Raw genomic sequence first — 15,447 nt, 5'->3', positions numbered from 1 at the left:
CGGGCAAGGGGTCGGTGCGGGCGTACCGGGAGGCTCCCGGGGCGGGCACCGGAGCGCCCGCCGGGACACGCCCGAACAGGTATCGCGACCGGATGCCGGCCGTCCGGGGCGCGGGCCCCGGCCGCCGGACGCCCCGGAGCGGGCGACCGCCGCACCGCAGCACCGCACGGCGACCACCGGACGACCAGCGATCGACCACCACAGGCGGCCTGCCGGCAGGCACCGCGAGAGCGAGGGGGAGCCACAGTGACCGGAGCCAGGGACGGCGACGCGCCCGCCGACCTGCGACTGACGTCCGCGGAGTGGAGCATGTGGCAGGCGTTCCGCAACGGCAGTACCTGCGACCTCAGCAGCGGCGAGCCGTCCCGGGACGACCCGCACGGGCAGCACCTGTGGGGCCCGGAGCGTCGGGTCCGGGCCAGGGTGGTGGCGCTGCTGCTGCTCGACGGGCCACCGGCGCAACCGGGCCGGGTGTCCGGGCTGAAGCTCACCGGTGCGTACATCACGGACACTCTCGACCTCGCGGGCGGCACGATCAAGCCATTCGTGGAGCTGCGGGACTGCCGCTTCGAGGCCGAGGTGCTGCTGCCGGAGAGCCGCTTCACCACCCTGCGGATGGTGAACTGTGCGATACCCCGGCTGGAGGCGGCCCGGCTGCACACTGAGGGCGATCTGCACCTGCCGCGCTGTGTGGTGCACTCCGGGATCCGGCTGACCGACGCGCACATCGGCACCGATCTGATGCTCAATCAGGTGGTGGTGCACAAGGACCGGCAGGGCCGCTCGATCATGGCGGACGGGATGACCGTCGCCCAGGACCTCCAGGCGGAGATGCTGGAGTCCTACGGCGAGCTGTCGCTGCGCGGCGCCACCGTCGGGGTGTCGCTGAGCCTGCGCGGCAGCCATCTGAGCAATCCGTTCGGCCGCCGGGCGCTGAACGCCCCCCAGCTGACCGTCGAGCGGACCCTCTACCTCACCGCCGCGGGCCTGGCCAACTCCCCGTTCTCCAGCGGCGCCACGCCCCCGTACGGGATCACCCACACCCCCGCCCGCGGCACCCGGATGCAGCGCTTCGAGTGCGAGGGCGGGGTGCGGCTGGACGACGGACGGTTCGGGGACGCGGTGGACCTGGAGCACGCCCGGTTCATCATGGAGTCCGACCAGGAGCTGTCGCTGCGCCGCATCCAGACGCCGGAGCTGCGGTTCCTCGGCGAGCGCCCGCAGCGCGGCCGGGTGATCCTCTCCGGCGCCCGGGTCGTCAACCTCGTCGACAAATCGGCGAGCTGGCCCGGGCTGGGCGGGCTGATGATGGCCGGCTTCTCCTACGAGACGCTGATCCCGCGCGGCCACTTCCCGCTGGCGCTGCGGCTCCAGTGGGTGGCCGCGGCGACCCCGGAGTACGCACCCGAACCGTACGAGATGCTGGCCGCCTCGCTGCGCGCGATGGGCGAGGACGCGGACGCCCGGGAGGTGCTGCTGGCCAAGCAGCGGCGGCGGCGCGAGACGCTGCCGCTGGCGGCGAAGACGTGGGGCTTCCTCCAGGACTGGACGGTGGCCTACGGCTACCGCCCGGGGCGGGCCACGGTGTGGATGGCGATCCTGTGGGCGATCGGCACCGCGTACTTCGCCTCGAACCCGCCGCCGCCCCTCAAGCACGACGAGGCGCCGCCGTGGAACCCCTACCTGTACTCCCTGGACCTGCTGCTGCCGGTCATAGACCTCTATCAGGGCGGCGCGTGGAAACCGGGCGGCGCCGCCCAGTGGGTGGCGGCGGTGATGATCATGGCCGGGTGGGTGTTGGCGACGACGGTCGCGACCGGCGCGTCCCGGTTGCTGCGGCGGCAGTAGAGCCGGTTTTGCGGGGGCGGGCGCGCCCGGCGGGACCCGGCGGACGAGCCCGAGCCGGGTGCGGGTGATGGCGCGCCCAGGCACAGGCTCTAGGCTTACGGGCTGTGTCCTCCCTGCGTCTGCCGCTGTTCCCGCTCAACTCGGTGCTGTTCCCGGGTCTGGTGCTGCCGCTGAACATCTTCGAGGCGCGCTACCGGGCGATGATGCGCGATCTGCTGGAGCGGCCCGAGGACGACCGCCGGTTCGCGGTGGTCGCCATCCGGGACGGCCGCGAGGTGGCGTTCACCGCGCCGGGGCTGCCGGACGCCACCGCGCCGACCGCCACCGGCCCGGCGGCGGGCTTCGGCGACGATCCGGTCCGGGCCTTCCACGCCGTCGGCTGCGTCGCGGACGCGGCCACCATCCAGGAGAAGTCGGGCGGCGGCTACGAGGTCCTGGCCACCGGCACCACCCGCTTCCAGCTGCTGTCGGTGGACGCCTCCGGGCCCTATCTGACCGGTGAGCTGGAGCCGCTGGAGGAGGACCACGGGGAGGGCGCGGGCGCGCTGGCCTCCGGCGTGGTGCGGGCCTTCCGCACCTATCAGAAGCGGCTGGCCTGGGCGAACGAGCGGACCCTCGCCAGCGGCCAGGACCTGCCCGCCGACCCGGCGGTGCTGTCGTACCTGGTCGCCGCCGCGGCGGTGCTGGGCGTGCCGGCCAAGCAGGAGCTGCTGGCGGCGCCGGACACCGCGGACCGGCTGCGGCAGGAGCTGAAACTGCTTCGCCAGGAGGCGACGGTGATCGGTAAGCTCCCGTCGCTGCCGGCCGTGGAGCTGACCCGGCAGCCGACCAGTCCCAACTGACACACCGGCTCGCGGGTCTCCGGCCCCGGGGCCGCCGGCTCCGCGGGCGAACGAGGCGAGGGCACCGTGGCGAAGAAGGCGAAGCAGGGGAAGAAGGCCGGCCCGCAGTCCGGCGGCACGCCGGCGACGGTGGCGCTGACCGCGGCCGGCGTCCCCTTCACGGTGCACGCCTACGAGCACGACCCGGCGGCGGCCTCGTACGGCGAGGAGGCCGCGGAGGCGCTCGGGGTCTCCCCCGACCAGGTGTTCAAGACGCTGCTGGCGGACGTCGACGGCACCCTCACGGTGGCCGTGGTGCCGGTCTCCGGCTCGCTGGACCTGAAGGCGCTGGCCGCCGCGGTGGGCGGCAAGCGGGCCACGATGGCCGATCCGGCGGCGGCCGAGCGCAGCACCGGCTATGTGCGGGGCGGGATCTCGCCGCTGGGACAGCGCAAGCGGCTGCGGACGGTGCTGGACGCCTCGGCGCAGGGCCGGCCGACGGTGTGCGTCTCGGCGGGCCGGCGCGGGCTGGAGGTCGAGCTCGCCCCCGACGACCTGGTCGCGCTGACGGGCGCCCGACTGGCACCGATCGCGCGGGGCTAGGGCCTGTCGTCAAACTCCCGTCGTTCGTCGCGAGGCAGGCGGGAGTTTGACGACAGGCCCTGAGCGCCCCGCCGGCGCCGCCGCGCGCCCCCGGTTGCCGCCGGCCGCACCGCACCGGGGCTTCCTGCCGCACCCCGCCCTCGGCTACGACCGGGGAGGAGGTACGCCATGTCGAAGCGGACCCGTAAGCGGAAGTGGCGCGTCCGGAAGGGGCGGGCCAACCACGGTCGCCGGCCGTCCTGAGGGGCGGCCGGCGGAACGGTCAGTCGGCCGTCGGCGGCTGCTGGTGGTGCCCGGACCAGTCCGGCACCATCAGCCCGTCCGGTTCCGGGTCGCGCGGCCCGAACAGCCCGCTCAGCGCGATCTGGGTGAGCATGCCGGCGATCGGCCAGGCCAGCAGGGCGCCCTTGGCCTGGAGCCGCAGCGGGCCGTCGAAGACGACCCCGGCGCCGACCTGCTTGGCGTGCGCGACCACGTCCGGGGTGGGGCCCAGCCACATGCCGGTGAGCCAGCCCAGCACGGCGGCCAGCAGCCCGCCCACGGCCAGCGACACCACCAGCGGAATGCCGCCGCGGCGCCGGAAGAGGAAGACCACGGCCGCGCTGAGCACGCCGAAGCCGAACGCGAGCAGGACGAAGGTGCCGTCGGCGCCGATCGCCTCCTCGCCCTCGGTGTTCTTGAGGTAGACGTTGCGGGTGTCCGCGATCAGCGGGACGCGCGGCGCCAGCCAGGCCCACAGCACGCCCAGCAGCACCCCGCTCACCGCGACCGCGAGCGCGATCAGCACGCCCTCCCGCAGCTCGCGGGCGAGTTCGGGGCCGGCTGCGGGGTCGGCGGCGGCAGCGGGCCCCTGGGCGGGGGCGTCCTGCTGCCGGTGCGGCTCGTCGGGCGGTTGGTTCTTGTGGGGCGGCTGGTTCTCGTGGGGCGTCTGCGCTGCGGTCACCCCGTCATCGTGCCAGGCCGACGCCGTGGTTCCGGCAGCAGGACACCCAAGGCCCCCATGAGGGTCGGCGGCCGCGCTCACCGGACCGCCGCCCGGCGGTACGCCCACGTCGCCAGGGCCAGCGAGAGCACCCCGACGGCCGCGCAGATGCCCAGGTCGCCGGCGACCGCCAACCAGTCGGGATGCGGGGCGAAGGTCCGTGCCAGCGCCTCCACCCCGTAGGTGGAGGGCAGCAGATCGCGGGCCCAGCCGATCGGCTCGGGCATCCGCCCGGCCGGCAGCACTCCCAGCAGCAGCGCCGCCGACATGCCCAACTGCCCGCCGAGGGTGGCGAGTTCCTGGCGCGGGGCGAGCAGCCCGAGGGCCGCGCCCAGCCCGGACAGCGCCGCACCGGCGAGCGGGACCACGGCGACCAGCACCCACAGGTGGGCCATCGGCAGCTGGAAGAGCAGGCAGCCGACGACCGCGGTGACCACCGTCCCCGGCACCGTGAAGGACGCGTACGCGGCGGCCGCGCCGAGCACCACGGCGGCCGGCGGCACCGGCAGCGTCGCGTAGTGGTCGAGGCCGCCGCCGGCCCGCAGCTGACCGAAGTACTGGGCCAGCAGGTTCAGCGCGACGAAGGCGACGACCAGCACCGCGGAGCCGGCGACCACCGACCAGGCCGGGTCGCCGCCGCTGACCACCCCGCGCAGCAGGACCATGATCCCGACGGACTGGAAGGTGGCCACGAACAGCAGCGGTATCCGGGCGACCCGGGCCCGGGAGAGCTGGGCGCGGTAGACGGCGCCCAGCGCGGGCAGCAGCCGGGCCCGGGGCGCGAGCGGGGCGACCTCGCCGACCCCGCCGCCATCCGGTTCGGCTCCGATCCCGGTCGCCGCCCGCGCGGACACCACACTCACGCCGTCACCCAGCTTTCCCCGACCCACCGTCGGTCCGTCGTACGGGCGAGCGGGCGCCCGCTGTGGCCAGTCCTCGTCCGGCCTCCAGCCGGGGGTACCGCCGCGCTCACGCTTTTACCAGCCCCTCCGCGCGCCCGCCCAGGGAGACATAGACGTCCTCCAGGCTCGGCGTGGCCAGGGTGAAGTCGTCCAGGGCCGCGAAGGCGGGCCCGGCGGTGACCGCGGTGACCGCGGTGCGGGCCCGGTCGGCGGGCAGCCGCAGGGTCCAGCGGCGGCCGGCGGTGCGGGCCTCGGCGGCGAGGGCGGCGACCTCGGGGACGTCGAGCGGGGGCCGGTCCCGCCAGACCAGCTCCAGCCGGACCTCCTCCCCCACCAGTTCCTTCAGCCGGCCCGGCGTGTCGCAGGCGATCACCCGGCCCTGGTCGATCACCGCGACCCGGTCGAGCACGCTCTCGGCCTCCAGGACGTTGTGGGTGACCAGGACGACGGCTGAGCCCCGCTCGGCGCGGCGGCGGTCCACCGCGGCCCACACGGCGCGCCGGGCGACCGGGTCCATGCCGGTGGTCGGCTCGTCGAGCACCAGCAGCGGGCGCTCGCCGATCAGCGCGGTGGCGAAACAGGCCAGCCGCCGCTGGCCGCCGGAGAGCTTCTTCAGCGCCCGGCCGGCGATCGGGCCCAGGCCCAGCTCGTCGAGGACCGCGTCGCGTTCGGCGCGGGCGGCGCCGGCGTCCAGGCCGCGCAGCCGGCCGGTGGTCTCCACGGCGAGGGAGACGGTCAGCTCGTCCAGCGCGGTCGACTCCTGGCCCAGGTAGCCCAGCAGCCGGGCGGCCCGTTCCGGGTGCCGCACCAGGTCGTGGCCGAGGACGACGATGCTGCCGGAGTCCGGCCTGAGCAGTCCGGTCAGCTGGCGGACCAGGGTGGACTTGCCGGCGCCGTTGGGGCCGAGCAGCCCGAAGATCTCGCCGCGCCGGACGTCCAGGCTGATGCCGTCGCTGGCGCGCACCGCGGGCGCCCGGTCCGCCCCGCGCCGCCCGCGCAGCGCGGGATAGGTCTTGACCAAGTCCCGCACGACGCACACCGGCGCGCCGTGCTCCACCTGTTTTGCGCCCGTCTTCACGAGTGACGAGAGTACGCGGCCCCGGGCGGCCGCCGGTCCCTGGGGCTCCGCGGGACGGGCGCGTACGGCCGGCGCGCCGCGTGCGGGCGGGCGGTCAGTCGCCGATCGGGGTGTGTTCGGCGGCGGTGCGGAGGTCGACCTCGCGCCAGAAGCCGGCCCGGATGGCGTAGCGGTCGTGCTCGTCGATCTGGTCGTCCTTGTGGGCGAGCAGGCCGAAGCGGGCGGCGTAGCGGAGCAGTTCCCCGTCGATGCGGTGCGGGATGCGGGGGTACTCCGTCGAGAGCTGCTGGAGGTGGACGGAGTCGGAGAGCCGCTCGGTCCAGCGGCGGGCGAAGACCTGGCCGACCTCGAAGGGGTCGCCGCCGACCGCGGTGATGTCCTCCTCGCGGTCGGCCCAGCGCTGCTCGGCGCTGGTGAGCTGGGCGAGGGTGGGCAGCGAGGCGGTCTCGGCCGGTTCGCCGAGCGGGCCGCCGCGCTCGATCCAGCCCTTGTCGGAGGACCAGCGGAGGGTGGCGGCGGGCTGGGTGCCGTTCGGGGCGGAGTTCGGGGCGGAGCCCTGGACGACGTGCGCGGGGCGGCCGAGGCCGGCGAGGTCCTTGGGGGTGGGGACGCCGCGGGAGCCGCCGGAGCCGGTCTCGCCGGAGGACGCCTCGCGGTCGCCGTCGGGCACCGGGCGGGTGGCGCCGTTGCCGCCGCCCGCGGGGTCCGGTCCGGAGCCGGACGCGGCGGCCGCCGCCGCGGCGACCGCGGTCTCCGGGAGCGGGGCGGAGAGGATCGCGGCGATCTCGGGGCGCGGGGCGGGCGGCGGGGCGCAGGGTCCGCCCAGTTCCTTGGCGCGGACCGCGCCGGTGATCCAGGCGCGGTCCAGCACCCGCCGCTCGTCGGCCTCGGCGACCAGGTCCTCGGACTGGTTGTAGTCGCCGTCGGCGGCCTGGACGGCCCAGAGGTGGACGGCGACGCCGTGCTCCTTGGCGGACATCAGGCCGGGCAGCAGATCGCCGTCGCCGGTGACCAGGACGATGTCGGAGCAGGCGCGGTTGCGGGCGAGTTCGGTCAGCTCGGCGTGCATGGCGGCGTCCACGCCCTTCTGCGCCCAGCGTCCGTCGCTGCGGGTCAGGGCACCCAGCCGGACGGTGACCCGGGGCATCACCCGCAGTCGGCGGTGTTCGGGCTGCGGGACGCGGTCGGGGGCGCCGTCGAACCAGTAGATCCGCAGCAGCGGCCGTTCGGTGTCGGCCTCGGCGCGCTGGCGCAGGCCCTGGATGAGGGCGGCGTGGTCGACGGTGATCCGGGAACGGGCGGGTTCTCCGGCGAGCAGGCTGGCGGCGGCACCGAGCAGATACCCGGCGTCGACCAGGACGACGCAGCGGTCCACGTTCCACCCTCTTCCCTGAGGTGCTGAAGTCCGGACGCCCCCCGGCTCCGCCCGTGGCACGAGTGCTCTTCGGCTTCCTTCGAGTCTGCCCGACCGAACGGGGGTTATCTGCACGAACTCGATCTTCGGCGTGGCGGATTCACGTTCGGCCAGTCGCACGTCGCGTAACTGCCGCCATCACTCAGGGTAATTGCCCGAAATGCAGTGATGTGTCTGCCGTGTAAGTCTGATTCCGGCCGATCCCAAGATCCCCCTCAGGAGGCACGATCATGGCCAAGAACAAGAAGGAACGGAAGCAGCCCAAGGAGAGTCAGAGCGAACGCGGCCAGCAGCAGTCCGAGAAGGCGACGCTCGACGCGATCTCGCACTCGCAGGCCCAGGGCAGCCCGGCGGACGTCGCGCGCAAGCACCAGCGCCGCTTCGGCCACAACTGACACATCCCGGTGAGGCCACCCGGCAGCACCCCAACTGCCCCGCACCACCGATGACTTGCCGAGGGGCGCGCCCGAACCGTGCGGGCGCGCCCCTCGTCGTACCGGGGGCCGGGGCGGCGGCGACGCCCCGGCCGGATGCTCAGCCGGCCAGGCAGGACGGGCCGAGCAGCACCTTCAGATCTCCGAACAACGACGGGTCGGCGGTGACCCGGTGGCGGTCCAGGCGGAGCACCGTGGTCTTCCGTACGCCCTGGAGCCGGATGCGGACCTCGGTCGAACCGCGGTGGCTGCTGAGCACCTCACCGAGCTTCTCGACCATCGGCGGGGTGACCTTCACCGCCGGGATGGTGATCGTCACCGGGGCGTTGGCGCCGGCCTCCGAGAGGTCGGGGACCATCATCTCCATGGCGACCAGCCGCGGCACGTCCTCCCGCTTGTCGAGCCGGCCCTTGACGAACACCACGGCGTCCTCGACGAGTTGGGTGGACACCAGCTGGTAGGTCGCCGGGAAGAACATGCAGTCGAGGGAGCCGGCGAGGTCCTCGACGGTGGCGATGGCCCAGGCGTTGCCCTGCTTGGTCATCTTGCGCTGCAGGCCCGAGATGATGCCGCCGATGGTGACGATCGAGCCGTCCGAGTAGTCGCCGCCGGTCAGCTGGGCGATGGCGGCGTCCGCCTTGTCGCTCAGCACGTGCTCCAGCCCGAAGAGCGGGTGGTCGGAGACGTAGAGGCCGAGCATCTCGCGCTCCTGGGCGAGCAGATAGGTCTTGTCCCACTCGTCCTCGGAGAATTCCACGTCCAGCCCGAAGCCCGGCCCGTCGTCGGTGGAGTCGTCGCCCATCCCGCCGAAGAGGTCGAACTGCCCCTCCGCCTCCTTGCGCTTGACCTGGACGACGTTGTCGATCATCGGCTCGTAGTGCGCCGTGAGGCCCTTGCGGGTGTGGCCCATCTCGTCGAAGGCGCCGGCCTTGATCAGCGATTCGGTGGTGCGCTTGTTGCAGACCACCGCGTCGACCTTGTCGAGGTAGTCGGGGAAGGAGGAGTACTTCCCCTTGGCCTTGCGGCAGCGGATGATCGATTCGACGACGTTCTGGCCGACGTTCCGGACGGCGGTGAGGCCGAAGAGGATGACGTCGTCGCCCTGGGCGGCGAAGTTGGCCTCGGACTCGTTGACGTTCGGCGGGAGCACCTTGATGCCCATCCGCCGGCACTCGTTCAGATAGACGGCGGACTTGTCCTTGTCGTCGCGCACGGAGGTCAGCAGCGCGGACATGTACTCGGCCGGGTAGTTGGCCTTGAGGTAGGCGGTCCAGTAGGTGACCAGGCCGTACGCGGAGGAGTGCGCCTTGTTGAAGGCGTAGCCGGCGAACGGGACCAGGACGTCCCACAGGGCCTGGATCGCGGCGTCGCTGTAGCCGTTCTTGCGGGCGCCCGCCTGGAAGATGGTGAAGTTCTTCGCCAGTTCCTCGGGCTTCTTCTTGCCCATCACGCGGCGCAGGATGTCGGCCTCGCCGAGGGAGTAGCCGGCGACGATCTGCGCGGCCTTCTGCACCTGCTCCTGGTACACGATGAGGCCGTAGGTCAGACCCAGCGTCTCCTTCAGAGGCTCTTCGAGCTCCGGGTGGATCGGCGTGATCTCCTGCCGGCCGTTCTTGCGCTCGGCGTAGTTGATGTGCGAGTTCATGCCCATCGGGCCCGGCCGGTACAGGGCCGAGACGGCGGAGATGTCCTCGAAGTTGTCGGGCTGCATCTGGCGCAGCAGCGAGCGCATCGGGCCGCCGTCGAACTGGAACACACCGAGCGTGTCACCGCGGCAGAGCAGTTCGTACGTCTTCGGGTCGTCGAGCGGGACCTCGAGGAGCTTCAGATTGATGCCCTTGTTGGCCTCCACCATCTTCACGGCGTCGTCCATGATGGTGAGGTTCCGCAGGCCCAGGAAGTCCATCTTGATCAGGCCGAGCGACTCGCACTGCGGGTAGTCCCACTGTGTGATGGTGACGCCGTCGGTGTGCCGCACCCAGATCGGGGCGTGATCGATGATCGGCTCGCTGGACATGATGACGCCAGCGGCGTGCACGCCCATCTGCCGGACCAGGCCCTCGACGCCCTTGGCGGTGTCGATGACCTTCTTGACGTCCGGCTCGTTCTCGTACATCCCCCGGATCTCGCCGGCTTCGTTGTAGCGCGGGTGCGAGGGGTTGGTGATGCCGTCGAGGTCGATGCCCTTGCCGAGGACGTCGGCGGGCATCGCCTTGGTGAGGCGGTCGCCCATGGCGTACGGGTAGCCGAGGACGCGGGCGGAGTCCTTGATGGCGTTCTTGGCCTTGATCTTGCCGTAGGTGCCGATCATGGCGACCTTGTCGGCGCCGTACTTCTCGGTGACGTACCTGATGACTTCGACGCGCCTACGCTCGTCGAAGTCGATGTCGACGTCGGGCATGGAGACGCGCTCGGGGTTGAGGAACCGCTCGAAGATCAGGCCGTGCTCGATCGGGTCGAGGTCGGTGATGCCCATGGCGTAGGCGACGATCGAACCGGCCGCGGAGCCACGGCCGGGGCCGACCGCGATGCCGTTGTTCTTCGCCCACATGATGAAGTCGGCGACCACCAGGAAGTAGCCCGGGAACCCCATCTGGATGATGACGTCCATCTCGTACTCGGCCTGCTTCTGCCGGTCCTCGGGGACGCCTCCGGGGAAGCGGCGCAGCATGCCGCGGCGCACTTCCTCCTTGAACCACGTGGTGTTGGTGTAGCCCTCTTCCGGGATGTCGAACCTCGGCATGAGGTCGCGCTTCTCGAACATGCCGGTGGTGTCGACCTGCTCGGCGACCAGGAGGGTGTTGCGGCAGCCCTCCTGCCAGGCGTCCGAGGAGTCGATGGCGTACATCTCCTCGGTGGACTTGAGGTAGTAGCCGGTGCCGTCGAAGCGGAAGCGGTCCGGGTCGGAGAGGTTCTTGCCGGTCTGGATGCACAGCAGCGCGTCGTGCGCGGTCGACTCGTGGGCGTAGGTGTAGTGCGAGTCGTTGGTGACCAGCGGGGGGATGCCGAGCTTCTTGCCGATCTCCAGCAGGCCGTCACGGACCCGGCGCTCGATCTCGATGCCGTGGTCCATCAGCTCCAGGAAGTACCGGTCCTTGCCGAAGATCTCCTGGTACTCGGCGGCCGACTTCAGGGCCTCGTCGAACTGGCCGAGGCGCAGCCGGGTCTGCAGCTCGCCGGAGGGGCACCCGGTGGAGGCGATCAGGCCCTCGCTCCACTGGGAGATCGTCTCCTTGTCCATGCGCGGCCACTTCTGCAGCCAGCCCTCGGCGTACGCGTCCGAGGAGAGCTTGAAGAGGTTGTGCAGCCCCGTGCTGTTCGCCGCCCAGATCGTCTTGTGGGTGTAACCACCGGAACCGGAGACGTCGTCGCGCTTCTGGTGCGGCTGACCCCACTGGATCTTGCGCTTGTTGCGCCGCGACTCCGGCGCGACGTACGCCTCGATGCCGATGATCGGGGTGACCCCGGCCTTCTGCGCGGAGTGGAAGAAGTCGTACGCGCCATGGAGGTTGCCGTGGTCGGACATGGCGATGTGCGTCATCCCCATGTCCTTGCACGCCTTGAACATGTCGGAGAGCCGCGCGGCACCGTCCAGCAGCGAGTACTGGGTGTGGACGTGCAGGTGCGTGAAGGGGGGCCTGGACGAGGGGGCCACGGCGCTGAACCTCCGGGAACGGCAGTTGTCGGGACTGGTCGGGCGGGATGGACGGGACGGGTCCGCCGGGAGCGGCGGAAGCCGTCCGCAGGGATGGGCGGAAGACATCGCGAGGGATGGGTGGGACGGTGTTGAAGTCTACGACCCGGCACTGACAGCGGGGGCCCGCAGCGGTGCGCACGGCGCCCCCGACGGGACGACCGGCGGCCGGGCACTCACGGGCCGCCCCGTGCGTTGTCCCGCTGATCTCCGATTCGCTTTCCCGGCACTGCAGGAGGCAGCCAGCGATGCCGATCCCACACGCCCCGACGCGGGACACCGCGCGGCCCGGCCAGGACACCGCCCGGCGCGACGGGGAGATCCTCGCCGCCCTCGACACCGCCCCCGAAGGCGCCCTGCGCCGGATGGCCGGCTCCCCCGCCGCGTTCTTCCGGGGCGCGGCGGCCCTGTTCCACCACGACCTGGCGGAGTCCGGCGCGGGCGCGCAGGGCACGCCGTATCTGGACGAACGGACCGCCCGGGTGTGGATCCACGGCGATCTGCACGCCGGGAGCTTCGGCGGGTATCTGGACGCCACGGGCCGTCTGGTGTTCGGCGTCACCGGATCGGGTGAGTCCTACGTCGGCCCGTTCACCTGGGACCTGAAGCGGTGCGCGGCCTCGGTGGCGCTGCTCGGTCACGCCCGGGGGCTGAGCGACGCCCGGATCACCGAGCTGGTGCGGGCCTTCGCCGCGGCCTATCGGGAGCACGTCCACGCGCTGGCCTCCGACGCGGACACCGCGCCGCCGTGCACCCTGGACACCGCCGACGGCCCGCTGCTCGCGGTGCTGCGCGCGGCCCGCGGCCGGACCCGGGCCGGGCTGCTGGCGTCGCGGACCGAGCGGTGCGACGGCGAGCGGCGCCTCGCGGTCGGGCCCGACGGCGTCGAGCTGGACGCGGCGGCCCGCTACACGATCCTGGCGGCGTTCGACGGCTATCTGGAGACGCTGCCGGAGAGCTCCCTGACCCGCCCGGAGGCGTACCGGATCAAGGACGTGGTGGGCCGGCGCGGCACCGGCACGGCCGACGCGGAGGCGTACGACCTGCTGCTGGAGGGCGGCAGCGACGTCCTGGAGAGCGATGTGGTGCTCACCATGCGGCGGGCGCGGACCCCGTCCCTCGCCCGGTACCGCCCCCTCCCCGACGTCGCCGAGCACGTCCGGCACGACGGACAGCTGGCGGTGCTGGCGCGGTGCGCCCTCCAGACGCACGCCGATCCCTGGCTGGGCTGGACCGCGCTGGACGGCGCGGGCCTGGTGGTCGGCGAGGTCTCGCCGTACACCACCGGGCTGGACTGGTCCGGCCTGGAGGACCCCGAGGAGTTCGCCGCGGCCGTCGTCGGGCTGGGCCGGGTCACCGCAGCGGCGCACGCCGCGGGGGACGGCAAGGCCCGGCATCCGCTGGTGCCGTTCCGGCCCGAGCGGGCCATCGACGCGGCCCTGGCGGCCGACGAGGACGGCTTCGGCCCGCTGCTGGCGGACTTCGCGCACTCCTGTGCGGCCCGCGCCCGCGCCGACCACGCGCTCTTCGTCGAGCTGCTCCGGGACGGTCGGTTCCCGGTCTCCTAGCCCATCCGGCCCGCCCCCTTAATGACCCTTTAGCCCGTCCCATGGCACACTCGCTGACGATGGACATCTCTGCGGCACACCTGCGGGCACTGCGCGCGGCGCTCTTCACGGCGCTGTGCGTGACGCTGTCCTCGGCGTCCCACGTGCTGCTCTCCCGTATGCCGCTGCCGCCGGTCACCGTCGCCGTGACCGGCGTCGCGGTGTTCGCGCTCGCCTACGCGCTGGCCGGCCGCGAGCGCGGCTACTGGCGGATCGCCGGGCTGCTGCTCCCCCTGGAGCTCGCCGCCGACGCGGTCTTCAGCCTCGGCCAGCACACCTGCTACGGCCCGGACGGGACCCCGGCCGCCCCGGTCCACGCGCTGAGCACGATGCTGCTCTGCGGCGGCGGACCGGTCGGCGGCCCGCTGGCCCAGCTCTCCCGCGAGGGCGGCGCCCCGGCCCAGGTCTGGCTGCTGCTGCTCGCCGCGCACCTGGCCGTCGGGCTGCTGGCGGCCGGCTGGCTGCGCCGCGGCGAGGCCGCGCTGGTGCGGCTGCTGGGCGCGGTGGCCGGCTTCGCCTCCCGTCCGCTGCTGATCGCGGCCGCGGTCCTGGGCCGGGTCCTGACGCCGCGCCGCCCGGTGCCCGCCCCCGTGCGGAGCGGTCCGGTCGCCCGGTCCGTTCCCCTGCTCGTGCACTCCGTGGTGCGCCGCGGGCCGCCCTGCGCGCTCGCCGCCTAGGGCTTGTCGTCAAACTCCCGCCGTTCGCCCGGAGGGCGGGCCTCGCGGCGTCTGGTGCGTGCGATCTCAAGGCGGAGGGTCATCCCGGTACCGGGCGTACCGGGATGAGCCCGACAACGCAGAGAGCGTGCGTGCCAGGCGTCGCGAGGCAGGCGGGAGTTTGACGACAGGCCCTAGGGCCTCCCGGGCCCGGCGGCCGGCGCACGCCCCCAGGGCGCAGACGCCTCCCGGTAGCACGCACCCCCGTCCCCACGGACCACGGAACCCACGGAGCAGAACAGTCATGAGCAACCGCAACAGTCAGGCCAACAAGCAGGCAGCCCGCGAGCGGCTGCGCGCCGAGCGCGAGCGGCAGGCCAAGAAGGAGCGCACCCGCCGGCAGCTGATCGTCGGCGGCTCGGTCGTCGCGGTGCTGGCGGTGGCCGGCGGCATCGGTCTGGCGGTCGCCAACTCCGGCGGTGGTGACAGCGGCGGCGGCTCGGGCGCCGACGTCTGGGCGAAGGCCGCCAAGGCCAAGCCGGTCCCGCCGGCGAACACCAGCGGCCCCAACGGCACCACCGTGGTCGTCGGCAAGTCCGACGCCAAGAACAGCCTGGAGCTCTTCGAGGACCCGCGGTGCCCCGGCTGCGCCGCCTTCGAGGAGACCGTCGGCTCCCAGATCGAGAAGGACGTCAGCGACGGCAAGTACAAGGCGACGTACCACCTGGGCACCTTCCTGGACGGCAACCTCCAGGGCACCGGTTCCAAGAACGCGCTGAGCGCGCTGGGCGCCGCGCTGAACGTCTCCCCGGACGCCTTCCTGAAGTACAAGTACGCGCTGTACTCCAAGGAGTTCCACCCGGAGGAGATGGGCCCGGACAAGTTCGCCGATGACAGCTACCTGATCAAGGTGGCCGACACCGTCCCCGCGCTGAAGGGCAACGCCGCCTTCCAGAAGGCCGTCAAGGGCGGCACGTACGACGCCTGGGCGATGGCGATGTCCAAGGAGTTCGACTCGCACAAGGACGTCCGCAGCACCCCGACGGTGCGGATGAACGGCACGGTCCTGGGCACCCAGTCCGCCCAGGGGCCGGTGGCGCCGTCCACGGTCGCGGACTTCAACGCGCAGGTGGAGAAGAACCTCAAGAAGTGACCCCCGGGTCCTGACGCCGGGTCACACCCCCGGCACCGGCATCGGCCGGCGTGCACCGCGCACGCCGGCCGATGCCAAATCTTGACCCGGTTTCCCGTCGTGCTCATGGCAGACTCCCGGCCATGCAGGGGAGGGGAGTCCACCCGGCGGTCCGGCCGGGGGGCCGACCGGGGGTGAGGGGGGTACCTCCGCTCGTCGGGCACCTGGCCGGCGGGCTGTTCGCGCACGGGGTACGCCGCCGCGGCCCGCCGTCCC

At 72.9% G+C, this 15,447-nt stretch carries 13 protein-coding genes; 8 read left to right on the top strand and 5 right to left on the bottom strand.

Translation table 11 applies throughout. The annotated features are described in order from the left end of the window. The first annotated feature begins 246 nt into the window (after positions 1-246). From MOV08_RS30065 to MOV08_RS44410, 4 genes are all read left to right on the top strand, one after another. Positions 247-1,848 carry an oxidoreductase gene (locus tag MOV08_RS30065; protein ID WP_275309573.1) on the top strand — a complete coding sequence of 534 codons (1,602 nt, stop codon included), beginning with the start codon at positions 247-249 and terminating at the stop codon, positions 1,846-1,848. 104 nt (positions 1,849-1,952) lie between these two features. Then, entirely contained in the window at positions 1,953-2,690 is a 738-nt protein-coding gene (locus MOV08_RS30060) for an LON peptidase substrate-binding domain-containing protein (protein ID WP_073445100.1), read from the top strand. Positions 2,691-2,756: 66 nt separating this feature from the next. Next, a complete protein-coding gene (gene ybaK, locus MOV08_RS30055) occupies positions 2,757-3,272 on the top strand; it encodes a Cys-tRNA(Pro) deacylase (protein ID WP_275309572.1) in 516 nt (171 codons plus the stop codon). Positions 3,273-3,440: 168 nt separating this feature from the next. Continuing rightward, positions 3,441-3,515: a hypothetical protein gene (locus MOV08_RS44410; protein ID WP_466868946.1), complete on the top strand. Its 75-nt coding sequence runs from the start codon at positions 3,441-3,443 to the stop codon at positions 3,513-3,515. 19 nt (positions 3,516-3,534) lie between these two features. On the opposite strand, the gene MOV08_RS30050 is transcribed toward MOV08_RS44410, so the two are convergent. From MOV08_RS30050 to MOV08_RS30035, 4 genes are all read right to left on the bottom strand, one after another. Further along, positions 3,535-4,215, bottom strand: a complete 681-nt coding sequence (locus tag MOV08_RS30050; protein WP_275309571.1) for an ABC transporter permease — start codon at positions 4,213-4,215, stop codon at positions 3,535-3,537. Between the two features lie 77 nt (positions 4,216-4,292). Then, complete coding sequence (locus MOV08_RS30045; RefSeq protein WP_420834307.1) at positions 4,293-5,111, bottom strand: ABC transporter permease; 819 nt, start codon at positions 5,109-5,111, stop codon at positions 4,293-4,295. 112 nt (positions 5,112-5,223) lie between these two features. Then, positions 5,224-6,213 (bottom strand): ABC transporter ATP-binding protein, encoded by a 990-nt coding sequence (locus MOV08_RS30040; protein WP_039637406.1) that lies wholly within the window; start codon positions 6,211-6,213, stop codon positions 5,224-5,226. A 115-nt stretch (positions 6,214-6,328) separates the two neighbouring features. Beyond that, positions 6,329-7,609, bottom strand: a complete 1,281-nt coding sequence (locus tag MOV08_RS30035) for an NYN domain-containing protein (RefSeq protein WP_275309569.1) — start codon at positions 7,607-7,609, stop codon at positions 6,329-6,331. 269 nt (positions 7,610-7,878) lie between these two features. On the opposite strand from MOV08_RS30035, the gene MOV08_RS30030 reads away from it, so the two are divergent. Then, positions 7,879-8,043: a hypothetical protein gene (locus MOV08_RS30030; protein ID WP_180990146.1), complete on the top strand. Its 165-nt coding sequence runs from the start codon at positions 7,879-7,881 to the stop codon at positions 8,041-8,043. A 139-nt stretch (positions 8,044-8,182) separates the two neighbouring features. On the opposite strand, the gene dnaE is transcribed toward MOV08_RS30030, so the two are convergent. Further along, on the bottom strand, positions 8,183-11,737 hold the full coding sequence (gene dnaE / locus MOV08_RS30025; protein ID WP_275309568.1) for a DNA polymerase III subunit alpha: 3,555 nt from the start codon (positions 11,735-11,737) through the stop codon (positions 8,183-8,185). 287 nt (positions 11,738-12,024) lie between these two features. Between dnaE and MOV08_RS30020 the strand changes: the two genes are divergently transcribed. The 3 genes from MOV08_RS30020 (at position 12,025) to MOV08_RS30010 (ending at position 15,192) form a co-directional block, all read left to right on the top strand. Next, positions 12,025-13,344: a DUF2252 domain-containing protein gene (locus tag MOV08_RS30020; protein WP_275309567.1), complete on the top strand. Its 1,320-nt coding sequence runs from the start codon at positions 12,025-12,027 to the stop codon at positions 13,342-13,344. 59 nt (positions 13,345-13,403) lie between these two features. After that, the gene (locus MOV08_RS30015; RefSeq protein ID WP_275309566.1) at positions 13,404-14,060 is read left to right on the top strand and encodes a hypothetical protein; all 657 of its coding nucleotides are present in this window, start codon (positions 13,404-13,406) and stop codon (positions 14,058-14,060) included. A gap of 283 nt (positions 14,061-14,343) precedes the next feature. Further along, entirely contained in the window at positions 14,344-15,192 is an 849-nt protein-coding gene (locus tag MOV08_RS30010; RefSeq protein WP_039637399.1) for a thioredoxin domain-containing protein, read from the top strand. Positions 15,193-15,447: the final 255 nt, after the last annotated feature.

Origin of the sequence: Streptomyces yunnanensis (assembly GCF_029011865.1) — a bacterium.
Lineage (GTDB): Bacteria > Actinomycetota > Actinomycetes > Streptomycetales > Streptomycetaceae > Streptomyces > Streptomyces yunnanensis.
The sequence above is the reverse complement of the archived record's forward strand: the minus strand, read 5'-3'. Positions and strand labels throughout refer to the sequence as shown.